12 protein-coding genes and 1 pseudogene are annotated in these 17,191 nt (G+C 66.6%); 6 read left to right on the top strand and 7 right to left on the bottom strand.

Annotated elements, in window-relative coordinates; all coding sequences use genetic code 11:
- Positions 1–22 precede the first annotated feature (22 nt).
- Positions 23–1,279, bottom strand: coding sequence for a PepSY-associated TM helix domain-containing protein (locus ACOYYX_RS21165; RefSeq protein ID WP_422923434.1), 1,257 nt, complete (start codon positions 1,277–1,279; stop codon positions 23–25).
- Positions 1,280–1,341: 62 nt separating this feature from the next.
- Here ACOYYX_RS21165 and ACOYYX_RS21160 point away from each other — a divergent pair, with 62 nt between their 5' ends.
- The 4 genes from ACOYYX_RS21160 to ACOYYX_RS21145 all read left to right on the top strand — a co-directional run bounded on the left by ACOYYX_RS21160 (position 1,342) and on the right by ACOYYX_RS21145 (position 6,293).
- Complete coding sequence (locus ACOYYX_RS21160) at positions 1,342–1,488, top strand: hypothetical protein (RefSeq protein ID WP_422923432.1); 147 nt, start codon at positions 1,342–1,344, stop codon at positions 1,486–1,488.
- Between the two features lie 192 nt (positions 1,489–1,680).
- Complete coding sequence (locus tag ACOYYX_RS21155; protein WP_422923431.1) at positions 1,681–1,908, top strand: hypothetical protein; 228 nt, start codon at positions 1,681–1,683, stop codon at positions 1,906–1,908.
- An 872-nt stretch (positions 1,909–2,780) separates the two neighbouring features.
- The gene (locus tag ACOYYX_RS21150; RefSeq protein ID WP_422923429.1) at positions 2,781–3,935 is read left to right on the top strand and encodes an HD domain-containing phosphohydrolase; all 1,155 of its coding nucleotides are present in this window, start codon (positions 2,781–2,783) and stop codon (positions 3,933–3,935) included.
- A 291-nt stretch (positions 3,936–4,226) separates the two neighbouring features.
- The gene (locus ACOYYX_RS21145) at positions 4,227–6,293 is read left to right on the top strand and encodes a hypothetical protein (protein WP_422923428.1); all 2,067 of its coding nucleotides are present in this window, start codon (positions 4,227–4,229) and stop codon (positions 6,291–6,293) included.
- A 6-nt stretch (positions 6,294–6,299) separates the two neighbouring features.
- Here the strand turns inward: ACOYYX_RS21145 and ACOYYX_RS21140 are convergent, their stop codons facing one another.
- Entirely contained in the window at positions 6,300–7,640 is a 1,341-nt protein-coding gene (locus tag ACOYYX_RS21140) for a DUF1501 domain-containing protein (RefSeq protein ID WP_422923427.1), read from the bottom strand.
- A gap of 349 nt (positions 7,641–7,989) precedes the next feature.
- On the opposite strand from ACOYYX_RS21140, the gene ACOYYX_RS21135 reads away from it, so the two are divergent.
- A complete protein-coding gene (locus tag ACOYYX_RS21135; protein WP_422923425.1) occupies positions 7,990–10,449 on the top strand; it encodes a DUF1549 domain-containing protein in 2,460 nt (819 codons plus the stop codon).
- Positions 10,450–10,561: 112 nt separating this feature from the next.
- Here the strand turns inward: ACOYYX_RS21135 and ACOYYX_RS21130 are convergent.
- Positions 10,562–10,765 (bottom strand): annotated as a pseudogene (locus ACOYYX_RS21130) (MOSC domain-containing protein); the annotation flags it as partial.
- Between ACOYYX_RS21130 and ACOYYX_RS21125 the strand changes: the two are divergent.
- The gene (locus ACOYYX_RS21125) at positions 10,673–10,927 is read left to right on the top strand and encodes a hypothetical protein (RefSeq protein WP_422931720.1); all 255 of its coding nucleotides are present in this window, start codon (positions 10,673–10,675) and stop codon (positions 10,925–10,927) included. The pseudogene ACOYYX_RS21130 and the gene ACOYYX_RS21125 overlap by 93 nt on opposite strands.
- Before the next feature lie 179 nt (positions 10,928–11,106).
- Here the strand turns inward: ACOYYX_RS21125 and ACOYYX_RS21120 are convergent, their stop codons facing one another.
- From ACOYYX_RS21120 to ACOYYX_RS21105, 4 genes are all read right to left on the bottom strand, one after another.
- Entirely contained in the window at positions 11,107–11,916 is an 810-nt protein-coding gene (locus ACOYYX_RS21120) for a class I SAM-dependent methyltransferase (RefSeq protein WP_422923423.1), read from the bottom strand.
- A gap of 186 nt (positions 11,917–12,102) precedes the next feature.
- Positions 12,103–12,441 (bottom strand): DUF2149 domain-containing protein, encoded by a 339-nt coding sequence (locus ACOYYX_RS21115; RefSeq protein ID WP_422923421.1) that lies wholly within the window; start codon positions 12,439–12,441, stop codon positions 12,103–12,105.
- Entirely contained in the window at positions 12,434–13,078 is a 645-nt protein-coding gene (locus ACOYYX_RS21110) for a MotA/TolQ/ExbB proton channel family protein (protein ID WP_422923419.1), read from the bottom strand. Before ACOYYX_RS21110 ends, ACOYYX_RS21115 begins: the two co-directional genes overlap by 8 nt.
- Positions 13,075–17,178 (bottom strand): cobaltochelatase subunit CobN, encoded by a 4,104-nt coding sequence (locus tag ACOYYX_RS21105; RefSeq protein WP_422923417.1) that lies wholly within the window; start codon positions 17,176–17,178, stop codon positions 13,075–13,077. Before ACOYYX_RS21105 ends, ACOYYX_RS21110 begins: the two co-directional genes overlap by 4 nt.
- Positions 17,179–17,191: the final 13 nt, after the last annotated feature.

Genomic DNA, 17,191 nt, shown 5'->3' with positions numbered 1-17,191 from the left:
TGCCGTATGGCTTGGGTTTTTTTCAGGAGATGAATCGCAAGAAGACCGCCACGACGGCCACCATCCCGCCGACCATCACGAGGAGCCCGGGGATTCGCCGGCGTTTCAGGTAGAGGAGCAGCACGAGGCCGGTCAGCGAGATGACGGCCGGTGCGATGGCCGAGGCGTCGATGAGGGCCGACCAGGCCTTGCCGGTGTCGCGGCCCTTGTGCAGGTCGTTGATGACGGCGACGAAGCCGTGGTGCGTCTCCGTCAGGTCGTAACGCCCCGCCTTGCGGTCGATCGGCTCGGCCGCTTCCGAGTCTCCGACCGGCGGCGCGATCCCGACCGTCCGGGCGACGTCCCCCACGACCCGGGCGTCGCCGCTGATGTTGAGCAGGACGCCTTGAATGCCCCGGCTCCGGTCGAGCGCGGCCTGGCGGGCGCGACCGATGATGTAATCCTTGGCCATCGAGTTGAGGCTCAGCGGGCAGGGCGTGAGGCGCTCCGCCGTCCTCCCGGCCGCGTCGAGCTTCCACGCGGGCCGGGCCGTCGCCTGCCTCGATCGCGTGAGGGATAAGACCTCGGCTGCCCCTCTCAAGGCCTTTCGATCTGGCGAGCCGGCCGACGAGGTCAGGGCAGGCTCGAGGGTATCCAGACTGCGACGATCTCGCGCAAGCGGCGTGAAACCCTCGAAGGTCGCACCGAGCGTCAACGCAACCAGGCCGGCGAGCAGCCGGAAGGGATGAGACGCAATGGCCTCGACAATGGGGGCGATGGGATTGGCCGTGCCGAATGCCCGTTCCGCAAACCAGGCCGCGGCGGCGATGGCGGTGAGCGAGGCCCCGATCACTCGGAATGGGCCGTAGGCACGAGAGCGGGCTAGCAAGAGGAGCCAGGGCATCATCAAGAAGATGACCAGGAGCTGGAAGGCCTCGATCCCGAGGTTGAAGCCCAGCACGCTCGAAACTAGAGTCAAAGAATCAAATCCGAATCCGGTCAATGTCGAGGCGAATGCGAGCCCGTGGGCGAGGCCGAATCCCCCCGCGATGTAGACCTCCCGGCCGCGGAAGATCGGGACCAGGGCATGCCCGGCCGAGACCAGGATCGAAAGGGCGATCACCGACTCGACGATGGCCGAGGGGAGGCTCGCCCACCCGAGTGCGCCTATGACGAGGGTGATCGAGTGGCCGATGGTGAACGCGGTGACGACCTTGATGACACGCTCGATGGCCGGCTTCGCCCCGGCATAGTAACCCCAGCGTCTGCCCGTCGCGACGAGCGGCGCGGGGAGGATCAACACGAACCAGGAAGAGCAGGTGGTCGGTCCCCTCGGCGATGTGGCGAGTCCCGAGGCGGAACATGGCGGCGAATCCCCGGAGCCAACTTCCGCCCGAGCGGTCGATCGAGATCGAAGGATCGGTGTCGCGCATCGTGCCCAGCAGGACCGGGGCCTCGCCGGTCACGCCGTTCCGCCAGTCGCTCGCGAGCGTGACGACCGCGGTATGAGTGATCAGGTGGTGGAAGATCGCGTCATAGCGGAAGGTCAGCCGGTCCGCGGGGGCGCCGGGGGGCGGGGTCAGTGTCAACGCGACCGGCACGTCGGGATTCTTTTCGACGACCGGGGCGACGTCGCGCACCGTCGTGGTCCATACCCGCCCGTCGGGCGCGAGGGGATGGACGTGGGCGCGGACGTAATCCTTGAGTTCCTCGCCGTACAGGCGGACCACCTGCTCGGCATCCATCGGCAGCGGCTTCTCCCAGCCGAATGCCAACTCGCCGATCGGCAGGGTCGGCTCGGCGTCGATCCCGTTGCGTTGGAGACGCAGGACGATCGCCGAGTCCGGCGTCGGATGGGCCCACGCGGGGCCCGTCATTGCCAACAGCAATAAGACAGGCGCCAGGATGAGCGACCGCATCGGCGAATGAGAACTCCACATCATCGTCACTCACCCGATCTCGCGTTCGTGATGCCGAATTGGAGGGTGAATCCGATCCAGGTTGGCGTCTCCGTCGCGGCTATGATTGCGCACATTCTCTCGGCGTCGTGGTTCACGATGAGGCCGACTTTCGAGTGGTCGAACAGGGATATATCCTCAGCGTTGGCGATTCGTCCGCCCACGCCGGGATCGCCTACTGGATCAGCCGCTTCGGCGTTTCTTTCATGCCCGTCGACGGTATCAGCCACCCATCGGAAGCGAGAACTCTATTCTCTTAAAATCCGCTTCATCAACGTCGAGGAGATTTCTCGGCCCGGAGATTTCCCCTGATCGACCAACCTGAAGCCTGGTCCGTCGCCGATCCCGGGTTACACGTTCAAGCTTCTTGGCTCGATGCGGAACGGAGAGGCAACCATGAGATTGGCAGCAGCCCGATTGCCTCGAACGGGAAATCTTGGTGACGTCCGAAACTCATCGGGAGGGTGAATGGTGCGTGACACCACCGAAGAACGATTGATGTAATTTACGGGCTGATGCTCTAAGGATCGAGGCTTTCCACGGTAACTCCGAAATATGAAAAGCGAATGATGAAATAAGCTATTAATGGCGAGCCTTGTCTGTTGTCCGGCTGTCACGCGAGGTCGAAGGCATTCGATCCACTCGGTAGAATGTCAGACCCTCGGGCGGCAGCTTGACAAGGTGTTGACCCGAGGCATGTCTGGGCGAGGTATTTGGTATGCCGATGAGATTTAATTTTCTCGGAAAGTTGTTGGACTTTTTTCGGAACGTGACCTAGCGTTCCCAAGCAGGGCCACATCTCCACGCTATGTCTCTCACGGAACTGCCCAGGGATTCGCAACCATGAGAGTACTCCACGTCGATGACGACGAGGCAAGCCGATATATTGTCGGCCGCATTCTCGGGGACGCCGGTTTCATCGTCGAGTGTGCCCTGACGGGGGCCGAGGGCTTGAGCCTCGCCGCTTCGAGTCAGCCCGACCTGATCGTCCTGGACGTCAAGCTGCCGGATATGGACGGCTTCGAGGTCTGTCGACGACTCAGGGCCGAGCCGGCGACCGCGAGCATCCCCGTCCTGCACCTCTCGGCGCATTTCGTCCGGGGGCGCGACCGGGTCCGTGGACTCGACATCGGGGCGGACGCCTACCTCGCCCAGCCGGTCGAGCCCGACGAACTCGTGGCCACCGCCCGCGCATTGATCCGGGTCAAGGTCGCCGAGGACGCCCTGAGGCGATCGCGGGACGAACTTGAGGAGAAGGTGCGGCTCCGCACCGCGGAGATCGAGCGGTCCTACGACGCGACGATCGATGCGCTGGCCCGGGCCCTGGAACTCCGCGACCACGAGACCGAGGGGCACAGCCGCCGCGTCGTCGAGCTGACGCTCCGACTGGCCGAGGCCCTCGGCATCGACGAGGAGAGCCTCGTCCACATGCGTCGTGGTGCCCTGCTCCACGACATCGGCAAGATCGGCGTGCCGGACCGTGTGCTCCTGAAGCGGGGCCCGCTGGACGAGTCGGAGTGGGCCTTGATGAGGCAGCACCCGATGCATGCGATGGCCATGCTCGGCTCGATCGAATTCCTCCACCAGGCGCTGGAGATCCCGCTCTGCCACCACGAGAAGTGGGACGGTTCGGGCTACCCTCGCGGGCTCAAGGCGGAAGAAATCCCCCTGTCCGCACGCATCTTCGCCGTCGTCGACATCTGGGATGCGCTGGCGTTCGACCGCCCCTATCGCAAGGCCTGGCCCAAGCAACGGATCTGCCTGCACCTGGAAAAGCTCGCCGGCACGCATCTGGATCCCGCACTCGTCTCGACGTTCCTCTCCCTCATGCGAAGGGAGGATCGCGGGATCGCAACCGCGAGCGCGGAGCCGGTCCCCGAAGGAGAGGTCGAGCCGTTCTCCGACCACGAATTCGACCAACTGACGTTAGCGATGGATTCATCCGAGGCCGATGTCTCCTGGGAATTCCCGGTCGCGGTCGGCACGTCCTCGACGTGACGACCTCTTGCAGCCGCCCTTATCCGCGGCGATGAAGCCGCACGGTTCCCGGCTGCGCATGCTTGATTTGATCATGGCCGTAGGATCATGATCGAATGGGTTGATCGCATTTGCGGGCGATCTTCCGCCTGATGGCACCTTGATCGGGGCCCGGATCTGTGCGAGTGTGAACCGATGTGGAATCGGATCACACGCGTCATCCCTTGCGCGTGGGAGAGGTCCGTCCCGAGACATGAATGGCCTTGACCCTCACTGGGAAGTGCCTCGGGCCTCGCCGGGAAATCGAGCAGCATGACACCCTTCTCACGCCTCTTCCCCTTGTTCGGCCTGCTCTGGATGGCAACTTCGGCGTGGGCCGATTCGCCGAGGTTGACCGGGAGCACGCCCCTCGGGGTGCGTCGAGGTGCGACGGTCGAGGTGACCTTCCAGGGGACGGGGCTGGGCGATCATCCCAGGCTCGTTGCCCCCTTCGGGTTCCGGCTCGAGGAGTCGGCCGGGAGCAGCAGCGAGGGGACGAAATGGGCGGTCCGCCTGGTCGCCGACGCCGGGACGCCGGTCGGGGTCTACCCGGTGCGAGTCGTCACGGAGGCGGGGATCTCTAACCCGCTTTTGTTCGCGGTCGGCCAGGTAGAACAGGTCTCCGAGGTCGAGCCGAATAACGCGGCAATGTCTGCGCAGGCCATCCCGAACCCCGCGGTCGTCGAGGGCGAGTGCCCCGGTAACGACCGCGACTTCTACCGTTTTCAAGGTCACAAGGGCGACCGGGTCGTGGTCGACGCCCTGGGGGCTCGAATCGGTTCGGAAGTGGATCCGATGATCCGGCTGACGACCGCCGGCGGTCGCCTGGTGGCCTCGGCCGATGACACTCCGGGGCTCGTCACCGACGCTTATTTGACGGCCATGCTGCCGGAAGATGGGGCCTACCTCCTGGAGTTCTGCGACTCGCGATATGAGGGAGCGGGGCGGACCGTCTATCGACTGACGATTGGCTCGATCCCGTTCGCCGGGGAGGTCCACCCCTTCGTGGCGCCTCGCGGTCAGAACACCGCCCTGGAACTGCGCGGGGGGACCCTATCCGCCGAATGCCTCTTCGCCCTCCGGACCCCCTCCGACCCGAAGCTGGCGACGTTCCAACCGGCGATTCCCGCCCGCCTGATCGGCGATCCGGCCTGGGCCAATTCGGATCTAGATGTGGAACTGCCTGCGCCGATCCCGCTGGGACCGGCCGTCACCATCCTCGAGTCGGCCGATCCGACGCAGGAACTTCCCCCGCTCAGTCCGCCCGCCACGATCCTGGGCCGGCTCTCGAAGGCCGGCGAGCGTGACGAGTTCACCATCGCGGCGCCGCCGGGGAGCAAGTACGAGGTCCGCGTCGAGGCCTGGGGGCTCGGCTCGGCCCTCGACGCCCAGTTGCGGGTCTTCGACGAGGGGGGTAAACGCCTCGGCGAGAGCGACGACGGCAAGCCGGGGCAGGGGCGTCGGCAAGGGGGAGGGGGCGGCGGCCGTCGCGCGGCGCCGACCTCGACCGACCCGACGTTCGACCTGACGATGCCGAAGGATCAGGGGCGGGTCAAGCTCGTGGTCAAGGACCTGGCGGATCGGGGGGGCGTCGGATTCTCCTATCGTCTGGTCGTGGAGCCGGCCTCGCCCAGCTTCAAGCTTGCCCTCGATGAGTGGCAGGCCGCGATCCCCCGCGGGGGCCTCGCTCTGATCCCCGTCACGGTCACGCGAGCCGGCTACGACGGGCCGATCGCGCTCGAAGTCCAGGGGGTCCCCGCCGACTCCAGGGTGACGGCCTTGCTGGGCACGGTGCCCGCCGGCCAGACGCGGGGACTACTGGCGTTAAAGGCCGATGCTCAGGCCGACTTCCCACCCCGCGAACTTCAAGTCGTGGGGAAGGGGGAGGATGGGCGGGCCGTCGTCGCCTCGGGGGTGACCGTCTTCTCGAAGCAAACGATGACGGTCCCCGGCTTCGGCATGTCGGGGACGATCCCCAGCTATTCTCGCCCGACGACTTCCCTCTTTGCGGCCGTCTGCAAGGCTGGCCCGATCCGCCTCAAGCCTGAGATAGACCGCCTCGTCGTGCCCCGTGGAGGTTCGGTCGAGGCCACGCTGCAAGTCGAAAAGACAGGCGAGGATCAGGCGGCGTATAAACTCGTTTCGCCGACGGCTCCGACCGGCCTGACCGTCGCGGAGACTGAAATCGCCGCAAAGGACTCGACGGCCAAGGTCCGCATCACGGTGGCCAAGGATGCACCGCTCGGCCCGGCGGCGGTCGGGTTGATCGCGCGGGCCGGGAAGTCGGAAACGCCCGTCGCCTCGACCCTGATCACGGTCGAGGTCGGCAAGGCCCCTTGAGTCCGCTCAGGCCAGCAGCGGCATGATCGGCGAGCCGTAAGAGACGGGGACGGGCTGGTCGAGGTGGTTCCGCAACTCGGTGGCCGGGTCGATCCCCATGCAGTAGAACATCGTGGCGGCGATGTCGTCGGGCGTGCAGGGGTCGGTGGTCGGGTAGGCCGCCGAGCGATCCGAGGCCCCGTAGACGAACCCGCGTTTCATGCCGCCGCCGGCCATGAGGAGGGTGTAGCACTGCGGCCAGTGGTCGCGGCCGGCGTCCTTGTTGATCTTGGGCGTGCGGCCGAACTCGCCCGTCCAGACGACGAGGGTGTCGTCGAGGAGGCCGCGGGCCTCGAGGTCCTCGATGAGTGTCGGCAAGGTCTGCTCGGTGGTCGGCAAGAGGCTGCTGCGCAGAAGCTTGAAGTTGTCGCTGTGCGTGTCCCAGCCGACGATCCCGGGCGAGTAGAAGACGGTCACGAACCGGACCCCCGCCTCGATCAGCCGACGCGCCATGAGCACGCTCTGTCCGTAAGGTGAGCGGCCGTAACGCTCGCGGAGGCGAGGATCCTCGGCCTGGATGTCGAACGCCCGCTGGGTCTCGCTCGAGGTCAGCAGCGACAGCGCCTTCTTCTGGTAGGCGTCGAGGCCGCGGACCGTCGCCAGCGAGTCCTGGAGCCGGGAGTACGCCGCCAGCCCAGACGACAGGGCCTTGCGCGAGGTCACGCGGTCGAGGGGCACCTCGATCGGCAGCGTCAGCTCCTCGACGGAGAAATCCGAGGCGTTCGGATCCTTCGTGATGAACAGCGGGTCGTGCTCGCTGCCGAGATAGCCGGCGAACTGCCCGGGGGTGCGGAACACGCCGTCGGCGATCATCCAGGGCAGGGAGACGGTGGTGGGCACCCGATACGAGGTCGGCCCGAGCTTGCTCACGATCGAGCCGTAACCCGGATAGTCGGACGACGAGGCCGTGGCCGAGACGATGTCGACCCGAGGGCGCTGGCCTGTGAGCGAGTAGTAAGCCGCGGAGTTGTGGGCGCTCGTCTTGTGGTTGACCGACCGGACCACCGTCATGTGGTGCATGATCCGGGAGACCTTGGGGAGCAACTCGCAGACGTTGAGGCCGGGGAGGCTCGACGGGATCGGCTTGAATTCCCCGCGCAGCTCGGAGGGGCCATCCGGCTTCATGTCGAACGTGTCCTGCTGGGGCACGCCGCCGAACTGGTGCAGGAAGATCACGGACTTGGCCCGGACCTTGAGCCCGGATTTCGCCTCGGCACGCAGGGCCGAGGGCAGGGTCAATCCCAGAGTGCCCAATGCTCCGACCTGGAGCACCTGCCGGCGTGTGGCCAGGCCGCGACGAAAGTCCACGCATGCTCGTCCATCGGACATCGCCGTGACCCTCCCAGACGTTGACGTTTAGGGGCTTGGTTCAACGATGGTCCCGGAGTCGGGCAGGAGCCACCCAACATCCGGCCAACCTGATCCTCGTCCCGATTCAGATATCGGGCGGACCAGTTTCAGTCCCGCGGTCAATTTTGGGACTTACGAAGTCAACGCTTGTTGAATATAGTAAGATTCCAGCCTGGATGCCACGCCTCATCGAGCATCAAATAACGAGTCTTCTCCGGCGCAACCTCCTCTCCGAAGCGCCGGGGGCCGACTCCCGCGAATCGGTTCGAGACCGTCGACCTCCTTCCTCGCCCCGGAGAGCCTGTCCATGCTCACCCGCCTGGTCCGACATTCGACGTGGCTCATCCTCGGGTGTTGCCTGACGCCGGTCTCGGCTGAAGAGGCGGCGAAGCCCAATAGCATCATCATCGAGCCCCCCGGCGTCGTCCTGGACGGGAGCCGGGATTCGGCCCAACTAATCGCGACGGGCGTCTACCCCGATGAGGCCCTACGCGATCTGACGCATCAGGCCGAATGGTCGAGTTCGGCCCCCGCCGTCGTCGATGTCCATTCCGACGGCCGGATCGAGCCCCGAGGCGATGGCGAGGCCGAGATCAGCGTCCGCTTCGGGTCGACCGAGACGAAGACGGTTGTCCGCGTCAAGAATGCCGGCAAGGCGCAACCGATCGGCTTCGCCCATGAGGTCCTGCCGGCTCTGACCAAGGCAGGCTGCAATATGGGGGCCTGCCACGGCACCCCCACGGGCAAGAACGGCTTCCGCCTCAGCCTTCGAGGCTACGACCCGGAACTCGACTTCACCACTCTGGTGCGGGAATCCAGCGGCCGACGCACCAACCCCCTGAACGCCGCGTCGAGCCTGATCCTCCTCAAAGGGACTGGCGTGGTGCCCCACGAGGGGGGCCAGAGGTTCGGCGTCTCGGCGACGACGTATCAGGTGCTCCGCGACTGGATCGCCGAGGGGACCAGAGCCGATCGAGCCGAGAACCCCGCGCTCGTCGGGCTCGTCGTCACGCCGCCGACGCGGATCCTGGACGCCCCCGCCCGCGAGCAGCAACTCGTCGTCCGGGCGCAGTTTGCGGACGGCTCGAGCCGGGACGTGACGCGGCTGGCACGCTACGGCACGACCGACGCCTCGATCGCCGGCGTCGACGACGGCGGCCGCGTCACGAAGGTCGAGCGGGGTGAGGCGTCCATCCTCGTCTCTTATGAGCACCTCGTCTCGACGGTCCGCATCCTCTTTCGCGAGGAGGTGCCGGGCCTGGTCTGGAACGACCCGGTCGAGAACAACTTCATCGATCAGCACGTCTTCGCCAAGCTCAAGCTCCTGCGCATCGCCCCGTCGGAGCTGAGCGACGACGCCGAGTTCTGCCGCCGGGTCTATCTCGACACGATCGGCATCATCCCCACGCCGGAAGAGGTCGTCGCGTTCCTGGACGACAGCCGGGCCGACAAACGGGCGAAGCTCATCGACGACCTTCTCGAACGGCCCGAATATGTCGATTTCTGGACCCTGAAGTGGGCCGATAGGCTCGGCTGCAACCGCCGGTTCGTGGGTGTGAAGGGGGCCGTCGGGTTCCATCGCTGGATCCGCGACCAGGTGGCCGCCAACGTGCCGCTCGATCGGTTCGTCCGCGAGATCGTGACGGCCCAGGGACCGAACTTCACGCATCCGCCGGCCAGCTTCTATCGCCGGATCCGGACCCCCGAGGACGCCGTGGAGACGGTCAGCCAGCTCTTCATGGGCGTGCGGCTCGGGTGTGCCAAGTGCCACAACCACGTCGCCGAGCGCTGGACGCAGGACGACTATTACAGCATGGCCGCGTTCTTCAGCCAGGTGTCTTACAAGAACGGGCCGCAGAACTTCGCCCAGTACAACAAGGAAGAGACCGTCTATCTGCAGCCCGAGACCGAGATCCGCCAGCCTCGCACCGGGGCCGTGATGAAGCCCAAGGCCCTGGGGGCGTCGGCGTCGGAACTCAAGCCGCACGAGGATCGCCGTGAATCGCTGGCCGAGTGGCTCATCGCCCCGTCGAACCCCTTCTTCGCCAAGGCGTCGGTCAATCGGCTCTGGTATCACCTGATGGGCCGGGGGATCGTCGAGCCTGTGGACGACTTCCGCGAGTCGAACCCGCCCGCCTCGGCCGAACTCCTGCAGGCCCTGGCCGACGACTTCGTCGAGCACGGGTTCGACTCCAAACGCACCATCCGCCTGATCCTCAACAGCCGCGTCTACCAGCTCTCGTCGCGGTCGAACGCGTTCAACGAGAAGGATCAACGCTACTTCTCGCACGCGACCGTGCGTATGCTCTCGGCCGAGCAACTCCTCGACTCATCCTGCCAGGCGACGAAGGTCCCGGAGAAGCTCTTCAACCTACCGGAAGGCTCGCGGGCGTCCCAGGTTCCCGACGGCGAGCTCGTCCATCCGTTCCTGAAGAACTTCGGCCAGCCGGCGCGGACCGAGGCCTGCGAGTGCGAGCGCGGGACCGCCTCGACGCTGGAGCAGGCACTCCAACTCGTCGGCGGTCGCACGCTCCACGGCAAGGTCATCGCCCCCAAGAATCGTATCGGTGAGCTGCTTGATTCGGGCGCGGACGACTCGAAGCTCGTCGACCAACTCTTCCTCGCGACGCTGTCGCGTCGGCCGGTCCTTTCGGAGCGATCGCTCGCCCTGACCAACCTCGGCGGCTCCCCCGCCGAGCGTCGCAAGGCCGCCGAGGATCTCCTCTGGTCCCTGATGAACCACCCGGAGTTTCTGCTCCAGCATTGATATCGATCACAGGCACCGTGGTCGCCAACTCATGGGAGGCCGGTTCCAGGACGATCGGCTCCCCGACGCGGATCGGGCCGCCGACCAGCACGTCGGCGCCGATGCCGCACTTCCGGGCGAGGTACTTCCAGATCTCGACCCTTCCCGAGTGCTTCACGATGCGGGCGCAGGGAGGCCACACTTTCCGGCCTCGCAGGACGATATGCTTGCCGATCCGAAAGCGTTGGCCGACAAGATCGTTGAGGTCGATGCCGCGCGTTACGAGGTTCCTTCGCAGCTCGGCGGGCTCGAGATTCACGCCATGCTCGCTGGCCAGGGCATCGAAGTGCTCCTGCTGGATCAGCGTCACATGGGCATCCCACTCGCTCTCGCCCGAGTGGAACCCGCGACCTGTTGCATATCGGTCGCCCACGATCCCGACGTTCGCGATCACCTCGATGGCCTCGTGCGAGGCCATCGGCATCAGGCTGGCTGGTGAAGTGAGGATCGCCGTAAGCATGGGGAGTTCGATGGAGCAGTCACGATCCGCGAGTGAGACTCGTGAACGCGTTGAATTGGAACGTGTTATCAGTAGGTGATGGGTTGCCGGGTGATGGAAGTCGGAGGTATCTACGGCAGCTTTTTCGTACGTCGTGATCGATCATACCAACACCATGTTCAGCCGGGCTTTCGTCCCCAGGCCAGATGGACGATGAAGGTTGCGGTGAGGTCCGGGTTGTTAACCAGGGCCTCGCCCGATTCGGGTGCGGATAAAGTCTTGAGCCGGCGACAGGTCGCCTCATCCACGTGGTCGGAGGTTCGCTTCACGAGATTCTTCAAATATTCGGAGAGGTAAGTGCGCTCATCCTCCCCGAGGGGAGCGGCCCGATCATGGGTGTAGGTGCGTAGGGCGAAATCGGCGAGTCCCGCCTCGCGAAATACCGGACGAAGGTCCCGGCCCACGTAAAACTTACGCGGCTCCTCGGTGTCCTCCGCCAGGCTTTTCAACTCGGCCGTCCGCACGGCCAATTCGACCTCGACGGGCCAGGGGAGGATCGCCTGATGGAGCGTGTCGCTCTCCAGCACGGCGACGATGCCCCCCGGCCTGGTCACGCGCAGCATGTGGCGCAAGGCCTCGACCGGGCTGGGGAGGCTGTAGAGGCTCTGGGCGCACCAGCAGAGGTCGAAGGCCCCGTCGGGGAAGGGCAGGTCGTCGATGGGGGCGCAGGCGAATTCCACGTTCGGGCCGAGGTTGGCCGCGCGGGCGACCTCGAGATACTTCGGGATCAGGTCCACCGCAACGACTCGCCCGCTCGGGCCGACGCGCTCGGCCAGCCAGGGGAGATACGCGCCGTCGCCGCAGGCCATGTCGAGGACGGTCTGGCCCTCGCCGATCGGCAGGGAGTGGACGATACCGCGGAGTTCCTCGGCGAAGGCGCGGTGGTAGGCGGCGAGCATCCGCTCATAGCCCGGCAGTTGGCTCTTCATGCCCGGTTCCAGGTGGTTGGGGATTGGCTCGGCCGTCGCGCAGCATACCGGCAAGCGATCGGCCGACTCGACTCCGGGGATCCTTGATCGGGGCCCGCCGTCGGGAAGTGATTCCCGACGGCGGTCGACCTCGACGCCTAACCACCCAGCACGAATGATGCCTCGGGGCGTCGGATCCGGCAGGGTTCAGCGAGGAGGAGCCGGGAGTTCCGAGCCATCGGGGACGCAGACGACCTCCCCCGACGGTAGGCGATAGGCCGTCCCGAGCCGTTCGCCCGAGCCGGATAATTCCTCGCGGCTCAGCCGATACTTCGGGATCGAGCGGGCTTCCTGCAGCGGGACGGACGACGAGGCCGCGTCGGGCTTGTTCCCTTCAGTGGCAACCGAACGCCGGCGCGAAGCCCCCGCGAAGACGATCAGCAGGGCGATCGAGAAGACCATCCAGAGGTCGAACAGATTGACCAGGCCGGCCAGGGGATCGTCGTCTTCCCGGGATTCCCAGCGGCGTGGGCGTCGGCTACGCATGGGCGGACTCCCTGGCGACGTCGCCGCTGGTGGAAGTCGCCTTGTCATGGGTCGGCGGCGCGACCGCGTCGAGGACGAATTCGAGGTCGGCGACGTCCTGGTCATACCAGTTCCGCCGGACGATCCCCGCGGCGTAGGCCGCACCGCCGACGAGCAGGCCGAAGACCGTCGACGTGAAAGCAATCTCCAGGTCGCCGGCCAGCGCGGCGAGGTCATCCGAGGCCAGCCCCCGGAGCGCCGGGCCGAGCGGCAGCAGCGTGCCGATCAGCCCGAGCATCGGCCCGACGCGCGTGGCGAACGAGAGGACCGAGAGCCGACGATCCAGGGTTAGTTCTAGGTCATCGAGCGCCTTCCTCGCCCCGACCGGCGAGCGACCCGCGAGTCGCACGACCTCGCGGAACCGCGCGGGGATGTCCGTCGGCAAAGGCTCCCGGTTCGACGAAGGCCCATTCTCCTCCTTGAGATGCGCGAGCAAATCCTTCCACTCGACCCGACCTCGCCTGCGGTCGAGGGCCTCTCCCAGGAGGCCCCCGACCATCCAGATCGCGGCGGCCGAAAGCAGCATCAGCAGCACGAGCACCGGCGCGAGCAGGATGCCGGTGGCCGTGAACAGAATCTCGGCGATCCGATCCGTCATCCGACCTTCCTCCTCAGCACGAAGCCGCCGATGAGGAGTATGACCGCCGCGCCCGCGAGGGGCCCTAGCGGCGACCACGATGATGGTGGAGGAGCAGCAGGCTCCATCCTCGCCCCCCGGACCGGCGTCGCTGCCGTGGGAGCCGGGCCGGCCGGTGCCGCTGCGGGAGCGGGTGCCGCCGCCGACGGGCTATCGGATTTCGCCGTCGCGGGAGGTTGGGCCTCGGCTTTCGCTTCGCCCCCGCCCGCCGAAGGCGTAGACGCGGCTGGGGCCGTCGCCGAGGCGGGCAGGGGCGCTGGGCCTGGTGCCGGGCCGAGCGCGACCAGGGTCGCGGCAGGCTTGTCGGCCGCTTCGATCCGGGTGTGATAGCGTTTCCCCAGGTCGGCGAGATCGGCGGAGCTTGCGTTTGCCAGCGTACGCTCGACGTACTGGAGGAGCGGGACGTTCCCTCCGCTGCGTAGGCCGCCGTTGTCGCCGTGACGGACGACCGATCGAGCATAGCCCTCGGCCAGGCGCCTGGAGGTCTCGGCGTCGGCCTTCCAGTAGCCTTTTCGGATCGACTCGAGCATCGTCGAGGTCAGCTCCTGGAAGGCGAACGGGTTCTCCGACTCGAACCAGGGGCGGATCGAGAGTCCCAACTCGTCCTTCACGAAGATGGCGTCGATCTGCTCCCAGGTCTGGCGCGGGACACTCCCCTCGCGGACGACCTCCCAGCCCATGGCGTTGTTCACCATGTTCGAGATCTGGTCGGCCCCGGCGTATCCTTCCTTCATCATCCCCTCGATCCACTTGCGGTTGAACAGCCGCACGCGGAACTCGCGGGCCAAGGCGTCCTCGGCGCGGACGATCCCGGCCTTGTCGAAGTCGCGGACGTCGGAGAAGAGGTACTCCGGCTTCCTCCCCGTGACCCGCTCGACGGCCGCCGCGAGCTGGCCGCCGTGGAGCCACATATATTTATTCGCGAGCGGGCCGGTCATGTGGTCGGACCAGCTCCGCAGGACGGTGTCGGTCCCCTGCATCTGGCGGTCGTAGGCCTCGGGCGCGGGCTCTCCCCAGTGGCCCTTGGTGTAGACGTTCTTCGCCTCGGCGAGGTAGTAGTCGATCACCTCCTCGCGGGTCGTCCAGGAGCCGGATTGCTGGATGAATGCGGAACTCCCCGCCGACCCATACTCGCCCGGCTGGACGCCGAAGATCCGGGCCCGCGACAGGGCGTCGGCCCTGGCCGGCTCCACCCCCTTCGCGAGGAGCTCGCTCTTGACGCGTTCGGAGTTCGCGGCGACGGTGTTCCCGTCCTCCTTCAAAGCGGCCACCATGCGAATGGCCTTGTCGATCAACTCGAGCCTCCCGGGGAGGTTGAGCGCGTAGAGGCCGCCGGGCGCGACGAAGACGTCGACCCTCGGGTGCCCCAGAACCGCGGCCGGGATGATGCGGACGTCGTTGACGAGGTCCCGGTCGTCCCAGACCGGCTCGACGCCCAGGCAGTGGAGGATCTGGGCCTCCATCACGCCGAAGTCGCGGAAGGTGGCGTGCGGGCGGAGGTCGAAGGCGATCTTCTCCGGCAGTCGCCCTTTCTCCTTCAACGACTTCGCGAACATCTCGTCGATCAACTTCTTGCCGAGTTCCCACGAGGGCCGCGTCGGGACCTCCTCGGGGTTGAGCATATACAGATTCCGCCCCGTCGGCACGGCCCCGGGGTTTCGGATCGGGCTATTGACCGGGCCCGGCTCGATGTAGCGGCCGTCGAAGGCCGACATCAGGTTGTCGATCTCGTTCGTCGTCTTCCGGAACCGGGTATTCAGGTCGACGGCCAGTTCGAGCCCCTTGATCGCCTCGGCGGGGGGTTGATCCGACTTCGCGCCGATCGCCACGAGGGCGTCGGCCGGCGAGACCTTCCGACGCACCACGAGTTCCACGGCCTCCTCGGCCTTCTTCCGCAGGTAGAGCACGCGGTCGCCCGGGAGCCGGGACTCGGCCTCGGGGACGGGCACGACCTTGCCGAGGGCGTCGAGGAACTTCCGCTTGAGGATCGTCGTCAGGAAGGGGACCATCAAATCGTCGCGGGGCGGCTCGCCCAGGACATGCAGGCTGACCGGCGTCGTCTCCCCCTCGATCTCGTGGAGGTACTCGACGACCTTGTGGATCTGCTCGGGCGAGATCGAGCCCTTCGGAAGGTCGCCGAGCCCGGCCTCCTTCGCCAGGTTCAGCCGGGCGACGTCCTCGCCGATCTGGCGGCGGAACCCTTCGCGGAGCGCCCCTTCCTCCAGGGAGTCCCACTTGTCGATCATGCCGTGGAGGTTCAGGAGGTCGTCGGAGAGCCCGGCGGTGACGATCGGCGGCGTGAGGTGGCCGAGCGTCACGCCATAAACCCGGCGCTTGACCGGGGCGACCTCGCCGACGTTGTCGATGATCCAGGGGTTGATGTTGGGGATCGCCCCCATCAGGACGTCGGGCCAGTCGCGGTCGGTGAGCCCCGCCGTGTTGGCCGGCAGGAAGAACTCCGAGCCGTGGGTCCCGAAGTGGACCATCGCGTGCGGCTTCAACTCCTCCTGGATCCAGAAATACGTGGCGATATAATTATGCGGCGGCGGGACGAGCCCGTTGTGCAGGACCGACGGATCCTGGGCCTCTCCTCGCAAGGGCTGGGGTAGCATCGTCACGTTGCCCATCTCGATCCTCGGGATGACGATGAACTCGCGCCCCTTGTCGTCCTTCCAGACCATCGCCTTGCCCGGGGCCGGGCCCCAGTGCTCGACCACCTTGGCGCGTTCGGGCGGTGCAACCCGTTTCTCCAGCCACCCGAGGTACGTCTCGACCGGCAGCAAGACGGCGCGGCCACTGCGGGCGAGGCGGTCGAGCTCCGCGACGTTCCACATGCCGTACTGCCGGCCGTGGTCGACGAGGCGGTCAATCAGTGCCTTCTCGTCGTCGGGGACGTCATTCAACGCATAACCGTCCGCCTTCAAACGATGCAGGACCTTGACCATGCTGCGCGGGGCGTGCAGGTGCATGCCCGTCGAGCTGCCGCGCATCAGTTCGTTCGCGCCGGCCTCGCGGTCATAGTAGATGAATGCGATCCGCTTGTCGGTGTGCGGCGTCTTCCGCAGGGCAATCCAGGACGTCGCCCGCTTGACGATGTGATCAATCCGCTCCGGGATCGGCGTGAAGTCCTCGGATCCGCCCCCGCCGTGCACGGTCCCCGCGCCGACGAGGGGCTCGATGGCGCCGAGGTGCTCCTGCCCGATCACCTGGAAGGCGGCGTCGCCCGGCGTGAAGCCCCCGAGCTTCTCGTGCCAGTCGGCGATGGAGCTGCGGCGGAAAAATAGGGAGTGCATGTGGAGGGCGTCGAACGTCTTGCGGTACTCGACCGTCTCGCTGCTGTGGCAGGTGTGGACGACGACGTCGGGCTTGAACGCGGCGATGGCCGCACCGCCGGCGGGCCCGCTGTCGATGAACCCGGCCGATAGGACGCCCACGCGTTCGAAGGCCCGGACCAGGGCGTCGACCACCTTCGGCTGCTGGAATTCCAGGTGCGCCGCGTGGACGGCCACGGCGACTCTCGGCAGTTTCGCGGGGTCGCGGCCCCTGGAGGCCGACCATTGCAGGAACGCGTCGAGCGACTTGAACCGCCCCGGATGGTCGGGGTGATAGGGGCCCTTGAGGCTCGCGTCGACCTCGGCGGGGGGCAGGATCTCGCCGGGTCGGCCCAGGTACTTCACGCCGACGTAGATCAGGAAGCGACGGAGGTTCTCGCGCGAGCGAGGGAGGTACTTCCCGATCTCCTCGTCGGTCTCGACGGGATTGGTCTCAGCCCCCTTGAAGAAGGCGACGGCCCCGGCCCCCTCGCGGCCCACGGCGAAAATCCGGGGCGGCTTGGGGGACTTCTTGGCGGCGAGGAAGACGTCGCGATAGGCGTCGGCGTCCTCCTCGCGCGTGTGCTGGACGAAGACGAGGCGGTAAGGCGTGAGATCCGCCTTCCCGTCGCCGATCGCCGTGTCGGGGACGTATTCCAGCTTCAGGCCGAGCCCTTCGGATGCGGCCTGGAGCTGCTCGAAGACGCCGCCGTGCAAGCCGATGAAAGCGAGGCGCGGGGGCTCGTCCACCGCCTGTCCCCTC

This window comes from Singulisphaera chitinilytica, assembly GCF_049331405.1.
In the GTDB taxonomy this organism is placed as follows: Bacteria; Planctomycetota; Planctomycetia; order Isosphaerales; family Isosphaeraceae; genus PoT.
The sequence above is the reverse complement of the archived record's forward strand: the minus strand, read 5'-3'. Positions and strand labels throughout refer to the sequence as shown.